Origin of the sequence: Motilimonas sp. 1_MG-2023 (genome assembly GCF_030547455.1) — a bacterium.
Classification (GTDB): domain Bacteria; phylum Pseudomonadota; class Gammaproteobacteria; order Enterobacterales; family CBDFNC01; genus Motilimonas.
In genome coordinates, this window is sequence record NZ_JAUOPX010000042.1 from 1 (window position 1) to 18,510 (window position 18,510).

At 45.7% G+C, this 18,510-nt stretch carries 18 protein-coding genes and 1 pseudogene; all 19 read right to left on the minus strand.

Annotation, left to right across the window (positions count from 1 at the left end):
• Positions 1-299: transposase (locus Q4519_RS17575; RefSeq protein WP_303514532.1), on the minus strand; the 299-nt coding region annotated here is incomplete at its 3' end.
• A gap of 18 nt (positions 300-317) precedes the next feature.
• Positions 318-452: pseudogene (locus Q4519_RS22460) on the minus strand (hypothetical protein); the annotation flags it as partial.
• Positions 453-599: 147 nt separating this feature from the next.
• On the minus strand, positions 600-752 hold the full coding sequence (locus Q4519_RS22465) for a DUF6444 domain-containing protein (protein WP_369293061.1): 153 nt from the start codon (positions 750-752) through the stop codon (positions 600-602).
• Positions 753-835: 83 nt separating this feature from the next.
• Complete coding sequence (locus tag Q4519_RS17580; protein ID WP_303514534.1) at positions 836-1,006, minus strand: contractile injection system protein, VgrG/Pvc8 family; 171 nt, start codon at positions 1,004-1,006, stop codon at positions 836-838.
• 187 nt (positions 1,007-1,193) lie between these two features.
• Positions 1,194-2,312, minus strand: coding sequence for a hypothetical protein (locus tag Q4519_RS17585; protein WP_303514537.1), 1,119 nt, complete (start codon positions 2,310-2,312; stop codon positions 1,194-1,196).
• On the minus strand, positions 2,302-2,493 hold the full coding sequence (locus Q4519_RS17590) for a hypothetical protein (protein ID WP_303514539.1): 192 nt from the start codon (positions 2,491-2,493) through the stop codon (positions 2,302-2,304). Before Q4519_RS17590 ends, Q4519_RS17585 begins: the two co-directional genes overlap by 11 nt.
• A gap of 12 nt (positions 2,494-2,505) precedes the next feature.
• Entirely contained in the window at positions 2,506-3,618 is a 1,113-nt protein-coding gene (locus Q4519_RS17595; protein WP_303514541.1) for a DUF6708 domain-containing protein, read from the minus strand.
• A 176-nt stretch (positions 3,619-3,794) separates the two neighbouring features.
• Positions 3,795-4,703, minus strand: a complete 909-nt coding sequence (locus tag Q4519_RS17600) for a hypothetical protein (RefSeq protein WP_303514544.1) — start codon at positions 4,701-4,703, stop codon at positions 3,795-3,797.
• Positions 4,704-4,741: 38 nt separating this feature from the next.
• Positions 4,742-5,065: a hypothetical protein gene (locus Q4519_RS17605; RefSeq protein WP_303514546.1), complete on the minus strand. Its 324-nt coding sequence runs from the start codon at positions 5,063-5,065 to the stop codon at positions 4,742-4,744.
• Between the two features lie 11 nt (positions 5,066-5,076).
• Positions 5,077-5,283, minus strand: coding sequence for a hypothetical protein (locus Q4519_RS17610; protein ID WP_303514549.1), 207 nt, complete (start codon positions 5,281-5,283; stop codon positions 5,077-5,079).
• The gene (locus Q4519_RS17615; protein WP_303514552.1) at positions 5,284-5,799 is read right to left on the minus strand and encodes a hypothetical protein; all 516 of its coding nucleotides are present in this window, start codon (positions 5,797-5,799) and stop codon (positions 5,284-5,286) included.
• The gene (locus Q4519_RS17620) at positions 5,747-6,220 is read right to left on the minus strand and encodes a hypothetical protein (RefSeq protein ID WP_303514554.1); all 474 of its coding nucleotides are present in this window, start codon (positions 6,218-6,220) and stop codon (positions 5,747-5,749) included. Before Q4519_RS17620 ends, Q4519_RS17615 begins: the two co-directional genes overlap by 53 nt.
• A 110-nt stretch (positions 6,221-6,330) precedes the next feature.
• Positions 6,331-7,224, minus strand: a complete 894-nt coding sequence (locus tag Q4519_RS17625; protein ID WP_303514557.1) for a hypothetical protein — start codon at positions 7,222-7,224, stop codon at positions 6,331-6,333.
• A gap of 268 nt (positions 7,225-7,492) precedes the next feature.
• Entirely contained in the window at positions 7,493-8,491 is a 999-nt protein-coding gene (locus Q4519_RS17630) for a hypothetical protein (protein ID WP_303514560.1), read from the minus strand.
• Positions 8,492-8,505: 14 nt separating this feature from the next.
• On the minus strand, positions 8,506-13,365 hold the full coding sequence (locus Q4519_RS17635) for a LysM peptidoglycan-binding domain-containing protein (RefSeq protein ID WP_303514563.1): 4,860 nt from the start codon (positions 13,363-13,365) through the stop codon (positions 8,506-8,508).
• Positions 13,358-14,290 carry a DUF4123 domain-containing protein gene (locus Q4519_RS17640; RefSeq protein WP_303514565.1) on the minus strand — a complete coding sequence of 311 codons (933 nt, stop codon included), beginning with the start codon at positions 14,288-14,290 and terminating at the stop codon, positions 13,358-13,360. The genes Q4519_RS17635 and Q4519_RS17640 overlap by 8 nt, the downstream gene beginning before the upstream one ends.
• Positions 14,263-16,371: a type VI secretion system tip protein VgrG gene (locus Q4519_RS17645; RefSeq protein ID WP_303514567.1), complete on the minus strand. Its 2,109-nt coding sequence runs from the start codon at positions 16,369-16,371 to the stop codon at positions 14,263-14,265. The genes Q4519_RS17640 and Q4519_RS17645 overlap by 28 nt, the downstream gene beginning before the upstream one ends.
• Positions 16,372-16,455: 84 nt before the next feature.
• Complete coding sequence (locus tag Q4519_RS17650) at positions 16,456-16,974, minus strand: Hcp family type VI secretion system effector (protein ID WP_303514570.1); 519 nt, start codon at positions 16,972-16,974, stop codon at positions 16,456-16,458.
• Between the two features lie 142 nt (positions 16,975-17,116).
• A complete protein-coding gene (locus tag Q4519_RS17655; protein WP_303514573.1) occupies positions 17,117-18,454 on the minus strand; it encodes a type VI secretion system ImpA family N-terminal domain-containing protein in 1,338 nt (445 codons plus the stop codon).
• Positions 18,455-18,510: the final 56 nt, after the last annotated feature.

Genomic DNA, 18,510 nt, shown 5'->3' on the forward strand with positions numbered 1-18,510 from the left:
ATCAACCACATCCAACGCGATTCATTATCCCGTTGGTGTGACGTTTCATCGGCAAAAATCACATCGGCTTGGCGCACATGCACTTTAATGGCCTGATGCAACGGCGTCAACATGCTACTAATACGTCCCTGAGCTTCAGAAATGGCCCCTGTCGAAAACCGGAGCCCATAGATCTCTTGCAATAGCGACTGGATATTGCCAATGCTCTGATGATATTGCCCAGAAAAAAGGGCAATCTGACTCATTAAATTCGGGCCCATTTGACCACTGGGCGCCGTATCAGGCAGCGTTGCTTTCACTTTTTCCCCACAATTTGTACAGGCACCAGCGAAAAGCTGATATTCCGTGATGGTGTAATGCCTTGGCGGGATTTCAAAGACTTGATGTCGATAGTATGGCTGTGGATGAGGGGTGACTAAGCCAGCGCAACATGGACAGCAAACATCAGGCACGACTATACTTGTGTGTCATCCTCACGCAATGTTTCTAAGGTGCGTTTACTGCCCGCATGGCCGGGTTGCGCACCGCGCATTTTTGTCTGTTTATTTGAGTTAGGCTTATTGCGAGAAGACTTGTCTTTACGTTTTTTATCGGGCCCATCAGATGATTGGGGGTTTTGAGGAGTTACTGGATGAGGCAGCCAATCGCCCTTCTAAATCAGCCATGTGCGCCCAAGCCTCTTGGAGTAAGGCATTTGCTTGCTCAAGATTCGTCGCAACAGGTGGGTTAGTGAGGTCAAATTTAATCGGCATCGGATAAGAATGACACCAGAAAAGGATCGCTCAAGGGATATTTAAGATCGAGTGAGAGTGGTCACGAAAAAAATTTGGGGGTGTCAAGCTGCTCCTGGTGAATAGTTACCATTAAGCTGCTGAAAGATGCGGCTGTTATGGCGCAGCGCTAAACGCGCAGCACTGGGTACTAATTCAAGCTGATAAAAAGTATGATGATGGCCGGTGTCTTTTTGGGTAAACGCACTGATGATGCCGTGAACTTGGCGCTGCAAGCCCCGTCTTGCCAAATACTCAATTTGGCGACTTGGTCCACCACTTTATCAGGTGCGTTATCATAACGCGTGCTGGCAAGAAATAGGTTCACTTTATACAGATTAGATAACAGCTCTTGATAGTCAAACGCCGTGACCAAAAACTCACCATGGCTTAGGCTGGGACATGGTGAGTTAATGTATTTGACTAGCTAGCTTCAGTTTCTTCGGTGAGTTTGATATCCATATCGTCAGCATCCTGCGCTGCCTTGAGCCGCTGCTGATACACTTCTTCGGGGATATACGGCGGTACGTAAGGCGCAAAACCATTCATCATCACTCGGTATTCCTCTTCCATCACCTTGATGGGGTTATCACTGCGAAGTCCGTCATATTGAGTAAAATAATCTTGCCACTGTGGTTTACTGTGCTGGGCATAAAAATCGACCCAAAAGTTATCAAGTCGCCCTCGCTTTCCGGCTTGATCAAACGCCACGGTGGTCGGGTCTAAATGGCGAAACGGCTCCAGACTTGGGATATCCGGTAGTGGCTGCTCCACATCCATGTATCTCAGTAGCGTATCCCATGCGGCCTCAATTTGTGAATAATCGGTGCCGCCACTGAATATGTGCACCTCAAATGATTGGTACGGATTTTCGGGGTGCCGGTATTTCAACACTAAACTTAAATGGGTGGTGCCATTTGTCATCACATTATGCTCCACGACGGGCACACAATCGGTAAAGTTAGCCTCCCCGATATATGCGTGTTTCACTTTACCGGTTCGGCGATAACACCCTTCTCCGTTCCAACGATAACGTTCAAAACACCTTAATTCCTTATCTGTTACCCAATAGTTTAGATATGTCCCAAAACAAGCAACTATAGGCGGAAGTATACCAAAAACAAGAAATGCCTTAAAAGGCAGTAGCATCATCTCAATAACACATCCTGCTAAAAGAGCCCCCCAACAAGCAATGATCCATATCCATGCTAGTGGAAAAGATAAAAAGCTGCCCATAATAGTGAATAGCAGACTAGATGTTGGCTTTGTTTTGTCTTCATCAAAGGCTGCTTTAAATGCCTCATCAGTCCAGCGCCAAAAGGTTGGAAAGTCATTATTTTTAACTTGATACGTATATTGCTTGTACCAGTGGCTTGGAAACTGCCAATTAATCGGGCTCTTATAGGTATATTGATTATGCCAAGTAAGCTGGCTGTCTATCAGTAAATATTCAAGCAGATTGGCTTGGTATATTTCATTGACACTAGGGCATTGACTGCCGCGATAGGCGGTGTCGGCGTACACATTATTTTCAACTGGCATGGGAGGCCTTAAGCTGCTCGGTTAACGTTAAACTAAAATTATCATTAATATACTTAAAGGCCCTCACGCCGGACTGGTTGACGTAAGTTTGTTGCTTAACATCAAAATAGGATGATTGGCCCCCACCAAAATCACGAACCATCTGCACGCAGTTAGTTACCCGCCCCATAACCTCCTTCATCAAGGGCTGACCTTAATAAGCCTTCACATCTTGGTTATTTTCAGCGGCGTTATTGGCTTTAGCCAGCAGCTCAATATCACCGATATTTAACAGGGTTTTGCCATAGTAGCGATACTCGGCGTTAACTAGTTTGTTGGCTTGTTGCAGTTCTTCCGAAGGTTTGGCCCATTGGTCGCGCGGGAGTGGCTCGCTCCAAGCTTGCATGGCGGGGGTGACGCCGCGGTGGATAACATATTTAAGGCGGTAGTTGGTTAATAAAATACCAAACGGGGTGCCGTTAACGTACCACCAAATCTTGATCCAAAGGGGGATGTCTTTTTCTTCGCAGTTATGGCTTTCACAATATTCTCGGCGAATAGCGGCGAAGCTTTCGGGACTGGGCTCGGGGATATCATCGGGGCCGTATTCCATAAAGTGGCGGATCATTTCCCATTGCGCCGCTGCCACTAGCATATTGCCCGCCCCTACTTGCGCTGCTGACCAAAAATGGCCGTGATCGTCTTCATCGTTAGCGCCAATAAACAAGGTGGCACTGTGCACCATGGCATGGCCGGTAAAACCACTGCCTTGGCCCACTAAGGCCACCACCTTTTCCCAAGGCACCACTTTGTATTCGGTTTGCTTTAGCTTTTCATTCCAACGAGAAAACATCACCTCGCGGCGCTGGCGATGAAAGCGAAGGGGGGCAGCGCGGGCAATATCTTTATTACTGCTGATAATTATCCCAAAGGTGAGTACTAGCCCTAAAATAATGACGGGGCTAGCATAAGCAAAAGAAGTAAAGACCTCTTGCCAGATAATGGCATCCCAAGACACTTGCCTGACAGATAAGGTCTCCGTTACATCCTTCCATTCAAACCAGTTGTAGAAGCTGATACCAAAAGTAGCACTGTAACTTGCCCAGCCGAATACAATGGCTAAGATAAGTACATATTGCGCCTGAAAAATACTGCCCTTCGCCCCGCCTATATCAATATAATGCTCACACTTCTTAGCTAACAAATCACAGGCATTGGCCTTAGGAATGTTAGTGGCGACCGGCAAGGGGCTTAAGGTGATGCGTTGCCCGGTTCCTTGCACTTCGCTGCGCCCTGCTTTAAAAGGCATTTCTTGTTTATCTGTCATGATTGCTCTCGTACAATGGCGGGCCTTGAGGCTCGACTTACCTTACCCTCCAATTTCCCTCACCCACCAATATCACAAAAACATAAAATTCTAACTCATTTTAATTGATGGTTACATCTTTATTGCGTACTGCAGTGACTAATGCATTGAATCGATTTATAAATAGCCAAGCCCCCTTACCTTGCACCATATTTGCACAGCAAACTGATAATCAGTTGATCGTCACGCCTTGTGGCTATGTCTAATGGTGTGTTACCCGCTTTATCAACCCCATTAGCATCGGCGCCTTGCTCGAGGTGCTGTTTGGCAAGGGCCCAATCGCCATGGCCAATGGCTTGGTGTAGTGTCATCACAAACTGGCTGGCGTCGTATTGATTTATTTGATAACCGCAATGCTCACAGCTTGCTGCCAGCTTGGCAACCAACTCTTTACAGCTTGGACAGCGCTTTACCTTGCCGCTTTTTAAGGCTGCTGCCTCTTGCTCGGCTTTTAGGGCTTGTTGCTGCTGAGTTTGCTGATCAAATAAGTCGGGGATGTCTTCCCAATTAAAGCGAGTCTGCTCTTTTTTTAATTTCTTGGCCAAACGTTGCTCAAACCATTTCGGTGACATTTTTTTCCATTTATCGGCCTTGCGGCCTGTGGCCTTATCATGGGCAGCGGTAGTCGCGTCTAACGGCCTAAAGGGCTCAAGCTGGGGGATATCGGGCAGCGGCTGGCTGACATCCATAAAACGTTGCAACATTTCCCAACAAAGGTAATGCTGCTGCGGCGTGGCCTGCAACTCACCGGTTAAGTTAAGGTAAAATACTGCCTTTTGATTGCGGTGCACCACGGCCAGATTGGTATAAATTTGCCCCGAGGTGGAGTCCACGTGCAAATCGACAAAGGCGTCAAAATCGGTAAAGGGATAACTAACTAAACCAAAGCGCTTTTTTACCTTGACAATGCCGGTTTGGCGGAAAAAGCCATCGCCATTATCGGTAGCAAACCATTCGGGGTGTTTTTCGAGATAGGAATAAAGAGTACGACAACAGATACCAAAAACTATAATTGTTAAGATAATTATTAATTCTGTAGTAGTCATGAATATTGAATTATTTTTATCGGTCAAATACATAAGTATCAGCGCAATAAAGTAACAAACTCCCAAAAAACTATATACAAAGCCCCCCCTAGAAAATTTACTATGAAAGCTGTATAACCCTTAACCCCTGTGTATTGAAGTCGAGTATGACTCCAAGAAGAGCCTTCTTCTCCTATTTCCTCTGAGTCATAAATACGGTCGGCAATATACTGATAAGGTTCAACCTTAGTGTAATGTTGTGACCAAGGCAGCTTGATACTCCCTTTGCTCCAAGTGGCGTAACGCAATCCTGTTTCTGGCCGTTTTACTTGGCTAGCCTTATCTTGTTGCCATGCGGTGGCACTGTAGTGTTCATCTAACATGTTTAATCAGCCTAAATCGTTAATAAAGTGTCATGCTTTTGAGGCTCCAAGCGACGATAAATAAAATACCCTTGATTTTTTTGTTCACTTTCAGAGAGCCAGTCCAAATCATCCGCAGTGGGCTCTTGTGCTGGAAAACTAATGACCGTAGCGATTTCTTCCTTGGTTGTAAAATCAAGTAGCTTTTCTGTTACTTCAAAGCGGTACTTAGCACCCAATTAATGATAAACGCGACTGATTGTTTCAGCCATGGCCTGCTCCGCTGCTTGGTACTCTTGCTCGCTCATATCGCGCCAATAACGGGGATCGCGACCAATGGCTAAGTCATGCTTGGCGGTGGTTGGATCGAGATGGCGGCATACTTCTAACGTCGGCGCGTTAGGCAGCGGCTCGGCGACATCCATGTAACACTGTATAAAGTCCCACCACGCTAGCCCATCGGCAATGCTGGTGAAGTTGGCCAAGCCGACACTGCTAAATTGAAGGGACTTGTCATCCTTGTGTACAAAAATGATATTGCAGCCAGCCGATGTCGGCGTTGGACTGACTAGGGGCTGTAAGTAAGGAATAAACTCCATAAAATTGACACTTTTTTTGCTTTTTAAACGGCCTGTTAACCAGCCATATTGCCAAAAGGTAATCATTCCTGTTTGACGATTTAACTCTAAAGCGGGACTAGCCTTACCAAAAATCCAGTCTGAATATGGGGGGGGCAATCGTACTAGCAATAGCAAAAAGCCACCGATTAATAACCCTGCCCCCCCAAAGAGGCATTACTTCGGGGAACACATTAAAATGATTCGGCGTATCCAATATCCACCCTAAACATGCCATAAAAAAGAGAACAATAATCCCCGCGCCCCCTCCTATAGCCATTAGGCTCCCACCAAACTGACATAAAATCCCCAGCCAAGCTCGCCCACCAGTTAAAGTCCGAATACACTGATGATTAAATTGAAACAAGCCATCATCCTCTGCTATAGCCTCATCCTTCAAAGAAGCATGCAGCCCCTTTAAGTAGGTGGATGGCACCACCCGTGCGTAATCGCCAAATTCCAATGGATGATTGCCTTTTAGATGATGGGGCTCAGGCGTTGGCGTGGTTTTCCAATACTGGTATTCATACGCCGTTGCTGCGTAATAGTCTTGTTGCATCTCATTTACTCTTTAAACCACAAATTCAAGCCAACTGATGGTTCAATAAACGTTGCGCCGCAAACGCTTGCGCCGCATCGTCTGCATTTACATCGTACAGATAAAAAAACCTAGGCAAACTTAGGCAAGGCTCTTACTGCTTGCATAAACTGCGCTTTTTGCTCGTAAAGATCTTTTAAGGCCATGTCGCGCCAATAACGCGGGTTGCGTTGAATCTTTTTGTCATGGGCTGCGCTAACGGGATCAAGGTGGCGGCTCATTTCAAAGGTCGGCACGTCGGGCAATGGGCGTGAGGTGTCCATATAACGCTGAATAAAATTCCAGATGGCCGTGACGTCATGGCCCAGTTTGTTATCACCAAACAGTGCAATATCTATCTTTAATTTGGGCTCGGTGGTGCAGCGCAAAAATACTTGGTGGTAATCTGTGATGCCTTGGTGGGTTGAGATATTAATGGTTTCGGCCACGCAATCTTTAAACGCCACATCGTAAAGTAATTTATTGGTTTTTTTACACCACTGCTTTACCCGCCCAGTGCGGCGATTTAACTCAAAATGGGGTTTAACATGTTTAGCGAATTTCTTGATGCAAAAAAGCAGTATCGGGGTGCAAATAACAGCGGAAATAGTACATGGGAGAGCAAAATATACAAACCCGAAATCAACAAAAAACCAAAATCTAGGCCAGAAATTTTCTGTTGCTAGTCCAGAGACGACCCCTGTTAATAAAGAAAATAACAATATAATTATAGCTACCTTTATGGCCCCTACACTGCCAGCAAGTAACACAAAAAATATCTTATCGTTGAGTTTCCCTAAGGTGGGATAGCGGATCATTTCAGCATCAAAGCGCTCTATTTGCTTGTCGGAAAATTTAGGGCCGCCTTCTTTATCTTCAACAAAGAGATCGTCCACTTCATGGCTATCGAGGGCGTTAGGGGGAAACACATCCCATAGCTCTTGGCTTTTATTGAGCACCATGGCGCGATGGGATGGTTTAGCCAAATATAACTCTTGGGCTTGTTCGCTGCGATAAGCGCTTGGTTCGTAATTAAAAATGCTATTTCTCTGCTCATTGCTTTAACCTAACCAACATTCTTTACTGCCTTTTGCGATGTTATTCATCCTGTACGATTCTGTGGGCGCGGTTTTTAAACCGCGAATCTTCAAAGATTTCACACGCTTTTTCGCGGAATAAATTCCGCTCCTACCTGAGCGAGCTTTAGATAAAGGGCTAGCAAAAACGCCCCCTTATCCTTTTTAAGTCATGAGCTTAATACCCACCCTGCTCTTTCGCTATTGCCGCGTTTAAGTTCGCTTGCTCGTTGTGCTTACGCCATATTTCTAGGCGGCCCATTTTACGCCAGTAATACGGGTCGCGTCCGGTCTTACGGTCGTGCTCGCGGGTCACCGGATCACTATGACGCCATGCCTCTAACAATGGCGTATCGGGCAGGGGCTGGCTGGTGTCCATGTAACATTGAATAAAGTTCCACAAGGCATAAGCGTTGGGTAAGGTAGACTCTTCACCCAGTTGCTCGGCATTAAACGAGTAATAACTGTGCTGATGGTGGCGCACCACCACATTATGCTTTATCACCGCGCCTTGATGACCCAACACCGGCGACATTTCTGCTACAAATTCCCGAAACGGAAAGCTCGCCTCCGGCGTACCATCATCAAAAAACAGCGTTACCATGCCCGTTTGTCGATTTAACTCGTAGGTAGAATACACTTCTATGGTTTGGGTTTTTAACCATAGCCAGTTAAGTAAGTCGCCGACTAAGCCAATAATGATAAGTGGGATGGTTAATGTTGTACTTATGTACCACAAAGTATCAAGGTAAATATCGAAATAGCCAAGCTCCAAATTACGACCTAATACTTGGTTAGCATCTAATTCCAGATATGCCAATATAAAACATGACAAAATACTAAACGGCAATAAAACATACTTCCCCCCCCAACCCGCGATAAACGTCAGCATAAAGATATGCGATAAAAAGCCAGTTTGCCCGGTCATGGTGGCCATGCGCAGCACGCCTCCATCGGTTCGTAGCGGTTGCTCAAGGTATTCTTGCTCGGTCATCCCCTCGTCTTTAAACTCTCGCACCTCTTTAATGTGGCGATAACTGATAAAACGCGCTGGCATGGCCTTGGTTAAGGTTTGGCTTTTTTGATAACAGCCTGTTAACCATGACTTGACTGGTAAATCCTGTGCCTGCTCTGCGCGATAGGCGCTGGCGGCGTAGTTAAAATCTATCTGCAACACAATCTACGTCCTTTCTATGATGTTTTGCGCTTGGGTGATGGCCCCAGCCAAAAATCGGTATTTGCTTCAAAATTAGCATGGCCGTGGCTTTCCTTGCGATATGCTAAAAACTCTGACGAGGCTGGCGCGGGAAAAACTCGCGTAATGCCATGGTGCTGCGCGATAAACTGAAAACGCGGCACCACAGCATGTTCAATCCCCAAAAAGAATGGTAATGATTTGGGAATATCAAAAAAATACTCGTTACCTTGCGCTGTTGCGTAAGCGTAAATAGGCTGGATGCCTGTTTCAACTATTTCTTCCTCAACTTGCTCGTGCTCATTTGGGGTCCAAGCATGGGTGGCCAAAGCAAAGCGGCTTTCACAGCGTATATCAGTAAACAGTGAGGGTAACGCGGTGCTTACGGTCACGCGGTAATTCGCTTTACTGATTAATACTCGCGTGTCTGAGTCAGTTATTTCAGCGGGCACGGCGTTAGGGTTGTTGTAATAAGGATTAAAACCTCGGTTAACTTGATAACCACTGAGCATATGGGCCAAACGATAAAAAGCCTCGCCGCCGTCTTGATCTAAATACTTTAACCCAGGCTCAGCAGCCAACGGGCCGCCGGCGAGCAATTCTTGCATCGGGCTGTCTTTAAACAGAACAAAAGCAAAAAAGCCCGTCACCACCAATAGCCAACCGATAATCGGCACCATGCCAAGCAAACCGGTTAAACCTATGCCATAAAGGCTACAAAACGCTAACACAGCAATCCCTGTTGTCATTGCGGCCATGCCTTTAGCGGCATCGTTATCGTTCATTGCCATCAGGTGTTTTATGTCTAAGTAACACACAAATAAGGTTAAGCCCACGCCAATCACAGCAAAAGCTAACCGCGTAGTCACCACCCGAGGTAATAACACACGTATCGCATGCATAATAGGCCGGGTGCGCTTTAGGGTGGCCATGTCGGCTGCTTTTAATAATTGGGTATCCATAAAGCGGGTCAACACCGTTGCATGCCCCATGCGCATTTTTATTTTTTCATAGGTGTAAATAAGCGCAAAGGTCGTATCATAGAGCGCAGAAAAATTGCCAATTATAGCACGCCCGCCGCGCCCTTGTTTCAAAAAGCTATTAAATGCACTCAACTCGGCTTGCAGATTCCATACTTCTAGTCCAAGTACAAACAAGCTAGTGGCCGGGTGATTAAGTAATTTTTCCATGTATATTTTACAGCTAGCCTGCTGCGGCGCAGCTAAGCTGGCTAACTGCGATGGCTGTAATTGCAATAAATTATTCACCATGGTTTCAAGGTTTTTAACACTCATTTGTCGCGCCAAACGCTCGCTTTGTGCATAAGCAACACCTTGCGCCCGCTTTTTCATGACAGCCTGCATGTTTGAATCGTGCGCTTGTTGCTGTTGCTTGGTTTTTTGAAGGTAATCTTCATAAGATTGCACGGCTTTGTCGTTGGCATTTTTAGCTTGCGCAGTGGCTATTTTATCCGCGTCATTTTCCTCTGCTGCAGCAGCAACCTTAGCGTCTTCACTTTGCTGCAACGCTTGTTGCTCTGCTTTGTGCTGCGCTATCAACTCCGAAACCTTGAGCGCAAAGCCGCGATCAGTGCGCAATTGTTCAATTAAGTTGTCGCGTGCAACTTTAAAATCATGCTCTGCTTGCGCTAACGCTGTTAGGTTTTTATCAGACTTACTTCCAACTTCAACGACATAAAATGAGCTATCATGCAAAGCATCTATCACTTCTGTAGGTAATTTTTTGTTCACCTCCGCAGTCTTGCTGCCACCAAAAGCTTCCATTTTACTGTCATATAACATGCCATTAAAACGCTGACTGGCTCGACCATTGGTATTCGTTTTACCGTAGTAATGGCCATTGAGTTGACGCCCTAATATGCGATATTTTTTAGTGATATTGCCCTTTTCTAATATAATCACTTCACCCAATAGAGTATGTTCAGCCACTTTTCTTACTCTAAATAATGGCCCTCTTACTTTTAGTTTGGCGTTGGTAAGCTCTGCTGCTATTGATCTTTCAGCAGCCGCCTGTGCTTGTTGTAACTTTTTCCATTTATCAGAGAACGTGCCGCGGGCACGATTTAATTGTTCTTTTGATTGTTGCGCCGAGTCTGCCAACGGCCCCATTTTAGCTTCATGCTGCTTGGCTTGCGCGTCTATCTGCGTAGTACGATGTTGCTCAGCTTGAGTCAGCACTTCACCACTATGTTGCTGATTTTTCGTTGCTTGGCTTAAATCATGGTTGGTGTTTTTTACTTTATTTTTCTGGTCGTCGAGGACCAAGTCAATGCTCTCATTCAGTCGCTTTTTCTTTTTATTAAAATGCTGCTGCATTCCCGAAAAAATTGACCACTCTTTCAGCACATGTATTTCCGATTTAAACAGTGCAACTTGAGCCTGAGTATGCTTTGCTCTAGCCTTAGCTAATTTAACCTTTTTAGCATCTTCTAATTTGGCTATAATCGCAGCTTCAGCACCACTTAACCCGGCGAGAAAATTGTCGGCATCATTAAATAACCGTTTTAATAAAGCGGCTATAGGAATGTTGTTATTGGTTTCATCTTCTGAGAACCCATTAACAACAACAGATTCAATATCAATCAACTTAACATCATTATCGTGAGTTTTTTCGTCGCTCTCTTTCTCGGCTTTCTCAGCCGCTTGCTTTAATCGATATAGCAAGTCAGGTCGACATTGTCCATCTCCAGTATTTTTTGATATGGGTGGCGGAGATGACAATGGACGAAAAACAGACACAACATCTTCCTTTGGAAACAAGATTTTGTGATAGGGATTAGTCTCATCCATAAATATAGGCTCTAAAAAGTCGGTCCCTTCTTTAGAATAAGATGGCATATCTGGGTTTTTCGCCACACTTTCCGAGTCAACACGCTGTGGATTAATGGCGATAGCATTAGCGATCGGACTGAGTAGTTTGTAGCCTTTTTTGTATTCGTCTTCATTAAGTGAAAAAAAGTCACGAAAGCAGTAAAGTGATTCTTGGGCCCTAAACTTATGAGACAACCTTGTTTGAGCATATTTAATTCGTTGAACGATAGCCGAATTAAGTTCAGTAGTTAAAATTTGATTTATCTTTGCCTTCCGGTCTAAATCAACGTAACTAGCGTATTCCTTATGATATTCATTTTTTATTGTTTCAACGACACCTTGGCTGTTGGTAATTTTTAATTCTGAAGGAACGATCACTCGGTTTACAAGATTAGCAAAGTCGTAATGGCGATGAGTTTCGGAACGATGATTTAATGCTTGTAATAATGCCTGATTGGTTTGATATTCAACTAGAGCATGTTTAAGTTGATAAATATGGTCATCAAACACTAAACCGCATATTTTTCTTTGCTTAGTTTCACCGAAAATATCAGTGCTATCACCTTGTTCCTGCCAAATTTTCAAACAAGTTTTGCTTGCTCTGTTAGTCTCTATTTCAACTAAATCAAGCAAAACTGCCGAGCTAATTTTACGCTTACTTGACTGTCCCCCTCCTTTTACATCGTCAATATAATCACGAGAATTGACATAAATATCAGGAAAGACAGACTCTGCATATTCACATTCACTTTTCAGGTACTCACCCGTTAAATCGGTCAGATAGCGGTATGGCTCACAAGATTGGAATTCAATATCCTCATTTCTCGGTCTTTGTGGAGCAACAGAAGAAAGCCATACCAAATCAGAATTCGATCTTCCAGGAAAACAAGTATCTGGCTCACCAACACCAAATGATGTGAGGCGATTAAGTAATTCGTTTGGTGTTGATTCTAGGTAATTTAAGCGCTCATTTGTTAATTTAACTTCAGAGAAAAAGCCATTAATACTTTTTTCTCGCGCGCCATTTGAGCGGACAGGCAACCAAATTTCATCCATTGATGCGCCGACAAACTTGCGCTTTGCTGCCTCACTGAAAGGGCTCGTCAAATCGCCATTTCTTGCTGCAGTTAAGTCGGAATCTTTAAAAATAGGTAAACCAGAGTCATCCATACTTATTTGTATTTCACGCCATAACCTATAGTTTCGATAAATATACAGGTAACCAGGGCGACTAGAGACAGGACCACAGGGCTTATTTGTTCCATCCTCAAAATGTTGCACTAAAGGCACAAAGGGCGCAATTATGTAGTCTTGCCTTATCGGCATTTTATTGGTTAGTTCTACCTCGCTGAACAGCGGGATTTTCATAACCTCGCCGTCTGTTTTTTTGATTTCCAACTGCGCAGCAAGGGGTTTGTCATCCATGGTTTCCCAGCGATGGATAGTGCTGGTGTCGGTGGTTTCTTGTTTTTCACGTAGCTTGCCGTCAAAACCATATAGTTTATCGCTGTCGTTACCGTTTAAGGGCGTGACCGTGACCTTTTGCGCTTCAGGGTGTTTAAAACCAAGCACTTCTATAAAATAAGCGCGATCGTCTTTTTTCTTACACTCACTGCACCCCGTCGCGTCAGTTGATTCACCGCCATTCCCTACTGGGGGTGGCAGGGCAGTATCGCCCCCTGTTGTGGCGGTTGTGCTATCGTTTGGTCCACTCTCTGGTCCTGTCGCGGTTTGTTCTTCTGGTGCAGCTTGTTCTTCAGGTGCTGCTTGCTCTTTTTCTTGCTCAAGAGCATCGACCACGAACTGTGGCAACCTAACAGTATCGCCAGGTCTGATTTTGTTTATGTCTCTAAAGTGCTTATTACACTCGTAAAGCTGCTCGCGAGAAATGCCATGTGCGTCCGCAATTTTAGATAGCCAATCATGGCGTTTGACCACATGCACATCAGCGGGTATGGCGACATCTCCCACCGTACAAGTGCGCAGCGGGTATGTTTTTCCTTGGTGAACAAATACGTCAGACATGGTTCAATTCTCTCTCAGCAAGGGCAATTTTTTTATGCAAAGGGTAATGCGGGGTGCGCAAAATTTGGTTAATCTTCTCAGTTTGATAAAATAGGCTGCCATGCACTAGCACCACTCTTAACCAACTATCAAAATCGGCATGGGTGGATGCACCGTAGATTTTGGCATCAACAAAGGTTTGTTTAACAAGCTCTTGTAAGGGGGTAGCATCTTTGGTCTTTACTTGTTGATAGTGGTTAATCAACACTTGCAGTGCAACCTGCTCTTTAAACGCCGTGATACCCGCTATTTCATTGTGTGACAAAGCGTATTGCTCGATAAGTGGGGCGTCACTGGGGATGAGTTTGGTTTGCCACCACTGGCCTGCGTCAAACCATGTTAGCTGCTGGGCTTGATGCCAAAAGGCGTGTTGCTGGGCTTGTGTTTGGGCGCCGAGGCTAAAGGCTACATTGCGCGGGTCGTAAAAGCGGCAAACGGATTTGGCTTTATTGGGTGAAAGTAATTGAAGGCGCTGCTGCGCCCAGTGCAGTGTGGTATTAAAGTCGCCCTGACTGGTAAAAAATAATCCCGCGGGCACTTGGGTCAGTTGCTGGGTTAACCAGTCTTTATCTGCTTGCTCGGTTAACGCGATTAATATAGGGCCGGCTTGTTTCAAGTCTTGCCCTTGCTCTGGCGCAAACATAAAGTCCCATTGTGCGCTGCCTGAGCCTTGTTGGTAGAGCGCGGTTAAGCCATTGGGCTCATCAGTGGTTGTCCCATCATTGGTTGTCCCATCATGGGCTAACTGACACAGTTCAATAATGGCGTAAAGGTGGCTTTGCCCTGACTCGTTAACCGCTGTCTGCGCTTGTTCAACAGTGGTCACGTCAATGGCGCTGACGCCGTCAATTTGACTGATTACTTGCGCTTTTTGTGTATCGGACATGTGTCCACCCCACTGCAATCACATTCTTCTTGGATATGGACCGCCGCCTTGGCCATTTTTTTAAACAGGTTGGCGGGCATCTTGGTAATAACATTGGCATCAAGGGCGGTGAGCTCAGCTTGTTTTAACTCAACTTGCACCTCGGCGCTGTTTGCCGCCTGCTCTACCCCTTTCACTAACTCAGCCACTTGCCCTGCATAACCACTGCCACTGCCGGCGCTGCCGCCTGAGTTCATGTTAATGGCGGGGCCGACAAGGTGAACGCCTGCAGGGTCGAGTTTGATAAAGCTGCCGCCGGCGCTTAGGGTAATTTCAACGCCGGCATCGAGCACCACCTTGTTACCGGCTTGTTGGTGCACCTCATCACTCACTTCGGTTAGCCACTTTTGCCCCACCTTAGTGTGCAATTTGCTGTCCATCAGCCAAGTTTGGTCGCCCTTAATTAAGTCGCGCGTTTCGCCATGCGTGGTGAGGTGTTGGCTACCCTTGATTAAGCTAAAGCGGTCACGGTCTACTTCACTGTGTTGGTCACGCTTTATTTGCTCGCCCCAGTCGTTTTCAATTTGACGATTCTGGTCTTTTTGCGCATGAATATAAATTTCTTCTTGGCCTACTTCGTCTTCAAAGCGCAGCTCGTTATAACCGTCGCCTTTGTGGGTTTCGGTGCGCAGCACGGTGCGGGTTTTATGCTCAGGCAAAGCATAAGGCGGCCGGTTGGTGGCATGATAGGTGCGACCGGTAATAATGGGTTGGTCGGGGTCGCCTTCTAAAAAGCTCACTATCACTTCATGACCAATGCGGGGAATGGCCATGTTGCCATATTGCGCGCCGGCCCAGTCTTGGCTTACCCGTATCCAGCAACTGGCATTTTCATCATTGTTGCTGTAACGGTCCCACGGAAATTGCACTTTCACCCGGCCATGCTCGTCACAAAATATTTCTTCCCCTTGTGGGCCGGTTACGGTGGCGATTTGCGGGCCATCAACACGCGGTTTGGGGTTAGGCTCGGGCCGCCATTGTAAATGACTGGGCGTGGCGCGAAAGTGGTTAACATAACGGGTTTGACCGCTGGTGCCGGCTTCTTCCAGTGCTTGGGGCTGCTCACCATGATGGCGCACCGACACAATATTCCAATCGCGGTTCATGGCCCCGCTTAGGTGCTCAATTAAGCTAAAGCGACTGCCACTGAGCCACATGGGTATGTTACTGCTGCCGCTAATGGCCTCGGCTTCGGCGCGCAGTGACTCCATGCGGTAACGCACAAAGGCGCTGCCACTGCCGGCTTCTTTATAGCGGCCGGGATAATCGTAGTGCTCGTAGTCTTGACGCTGCCAGCTTTGCGCTTGACCGGATTGATTGCTCAGTAAGGCATTATTAGGGGTTTTAAAGCTGTAGTCTTTTAATTGCACCGCACTGGGCGCCACACTGGATTGATGGGCCAGCTGACTAACAAAAAATTGTTTTTTTACCCCACCTGCATTCGCGTTGTACTCGTAAGGCGCAGTATGGGGAATAAGCGCTTGCACGTCATCGGCAAACACCAAGGAGTGCTTATCAGGGTGTTGCTCAAAAAAGTAAAACAGGCCTTCTTCGGCGGCCAAACGCGCTATAAAGGTTAAATCGGTTTCACGGTATTGCACGCAATATTCGCGCACGGCAGGGGTGCGCTGACAAGCAAAGGCGTAATCTTCAATGCCCATTTCTTGCAATAAAATGCTAATAATATCCAGTGCATTAAGCTGCTGAAAGATGCGGCTGTTATGGCGCAGCGCTAAACGCGCAGCACTGGGCACCATGGTAAGACGATAAAAAGTGTGATGATGCCCCATATCACCTTGTTCAAAAGCGCTGACAATGCCGTGCACATAACGCAACACCACACCGTCTTGATAGACGGTTAAAAGGGCCGTTTGATCCACCACCTCTTGTGGGATGATGTCTTCTCGGCGGCTGGCTAAATCCAGCTGCACCTGATAAATACTCGACAAGGCTTCGTCATAGTCAAATTGAAGCACCACGAATTCACCGCGTGTCAGTGAATTTATTTGTAAGGTAAATTGCAAACCCGTGCCGTTGGCCATGACCTTTCCTTGCAGTTAAACAGGTGGTAAAAAAAGCAGAAAAGCCAGACAAATGCTGGCTTAAATATACGGATATCGAGGCGATTATGCTTCGATTGGTTTACGCCAGTCGTCAGCACCAGATGTGCCAGCAACTAGGTGTTCCCAGTCAATTTTACGGTAAGCTAGCGATACTTTAACTAACTGTGTAAAGCCGCCTTTTGCTTCGTCTTGACAGTGTGGCATTTTACAATCGATATCAACGATAGTTGCATCAGTCAAAATAGTTGAGAAGAAGTGTTGTTGCTTACCTTCAACGGTAGTGTGGTACCACTTAAGCTCAACTTTAGGTAGCATTTCACCTGAAGCCAATGAGTTGTACATTAACGGTACCGCTTTGTTTAGCGCTACTGTGAACTGGAATGGCTTGTGTACACGTTGGCCTGAAGGCTGACCTGATTGTGGATCTGTTGGTACAGTTACAATGTGATCAAATTCTTGTACCAACATTTGGTCTTCGTGACCTTCTTGGTAGATGTTACCTACTGATTCTGGCGTGAATGCACCAGCAGTGATGTTACCTTGGGTTTGACCTTCGATTGCAATATAACAAGGGGTTGGCATCGCTAATTCCTTCTGTATGAAAATAATATTTTTTTACTAAAAAATGATGTTGTTGCACTTATTACTATTCAGTTTCTGTGCCAAAACAAAAAATAAAACAAAAACAACAACTTAATAAAATTTGATTTTTTATTCAGGCAAGTTATTGCTCAGACTGGGCAATAACTTGCTCGCTAGGCAAAAAGTTGCTTGCGCTGGCATGCTCTTTTGCATCTATCCCTTGCTGCAGTTGCAAGGTCTGCTTCGCTAGGCTGGCTTTTAATTGCAAACCTGACAAATACATTTCCAGTTCAACTAACTCTTGCTCGGCTTTGTTGGTTTCACCCCTTTCGAGCAGCTCATCTAAGTAGTAAGCGCGCGCTAAAATAGGTGACAAACTAATGGCATAACGGTGTAGCTGCTTAATATCTTGTTTAATGGCAGCGGGCACAGCTTTTAACTGCTGGCTTTTTTGCTCTAGGTTTGCCATTACAGTACGGGAAGCAGCAAAACGTTGATGCAGCTTGTTGAGTTGATCTAACTGCTTAATTTGTTCAGCTTTTATTTCTTGATGCTGTAACTTTAGACTGGGGTCTTCAGGAAATAAGTAGGCCAGCGAGCTCGCTAGCTGCTCGGCTTCTAACTGTGTTGAATGGGTGTCTAATGCCATTAACTGGGTAATTTTCTGTTGGTATAGGCGCGTAATATTGGCTTTGTTTGCAGCGAGATCTCGCTCGGAGAAACTGGCTATGACTAATTTAGTATCAGCCTTTCCCAGCAAGGTAGGTACGCGTTGCCAAGGCGCCAACCAATCTTGTACGGTGGGAGTGGTATAAAAAGGCACTGCAGCAGGTAGGGTTAATAAAAAACCGCCCACAAGGCCAATGCCTAGCTTCAACCAGCCCCAACGAACTACTTTTTTAGTCACCACTTGAGTTGTTTGCTTAGCTTTAACCACGGGCTTTTCTAAGCGGTCAATATGCTCGAAGATTAAATACCCTAGGCTATCTAGATGGGGCATTTTAAGCTCAGGGCTTTGTTCAAACGCTTGTGCTAAATCGGATAACGCGCGCTCACAGCGGTAAAGTTCACGTAACAGATTTGCGTCAACCGTCATGCCTTTTACATCATCAACGCACTGGGCAATGGTCCAGTTAATTAAATCTACCCGCTTGTCCAGCGGTAAGCTCCAGCTATCCCAGCGGCTGTTAAAGGTAAAACTAAGCACTTCTAAACCACAAGTTAGCCCAGCCAACCCTTGCTGCTTGGTTTTAGCGATACAAAAATAGGCCGACAGTAATAAGTCTAATCCTTGCTGCTGCCCTAATTTTAAAACTAACGTGGCAACCTTATCCCAGTCTATTCGTCCAGATAACGGGGTAAATTTTCGATTTATTTCGCTGCGAATGGTTTGGTATTGGTCTTCTGCTTTTAACTTGGCCTCGTCTTCAGTGATGAGCAAGGCTAAATCAGAAAAATAAAAAGGAACCTTTAATGTCATGAGTTTCCTCAATGCGATAGCCTATTAGGCTCACAAAGATAAGGCGGGACAAGCCC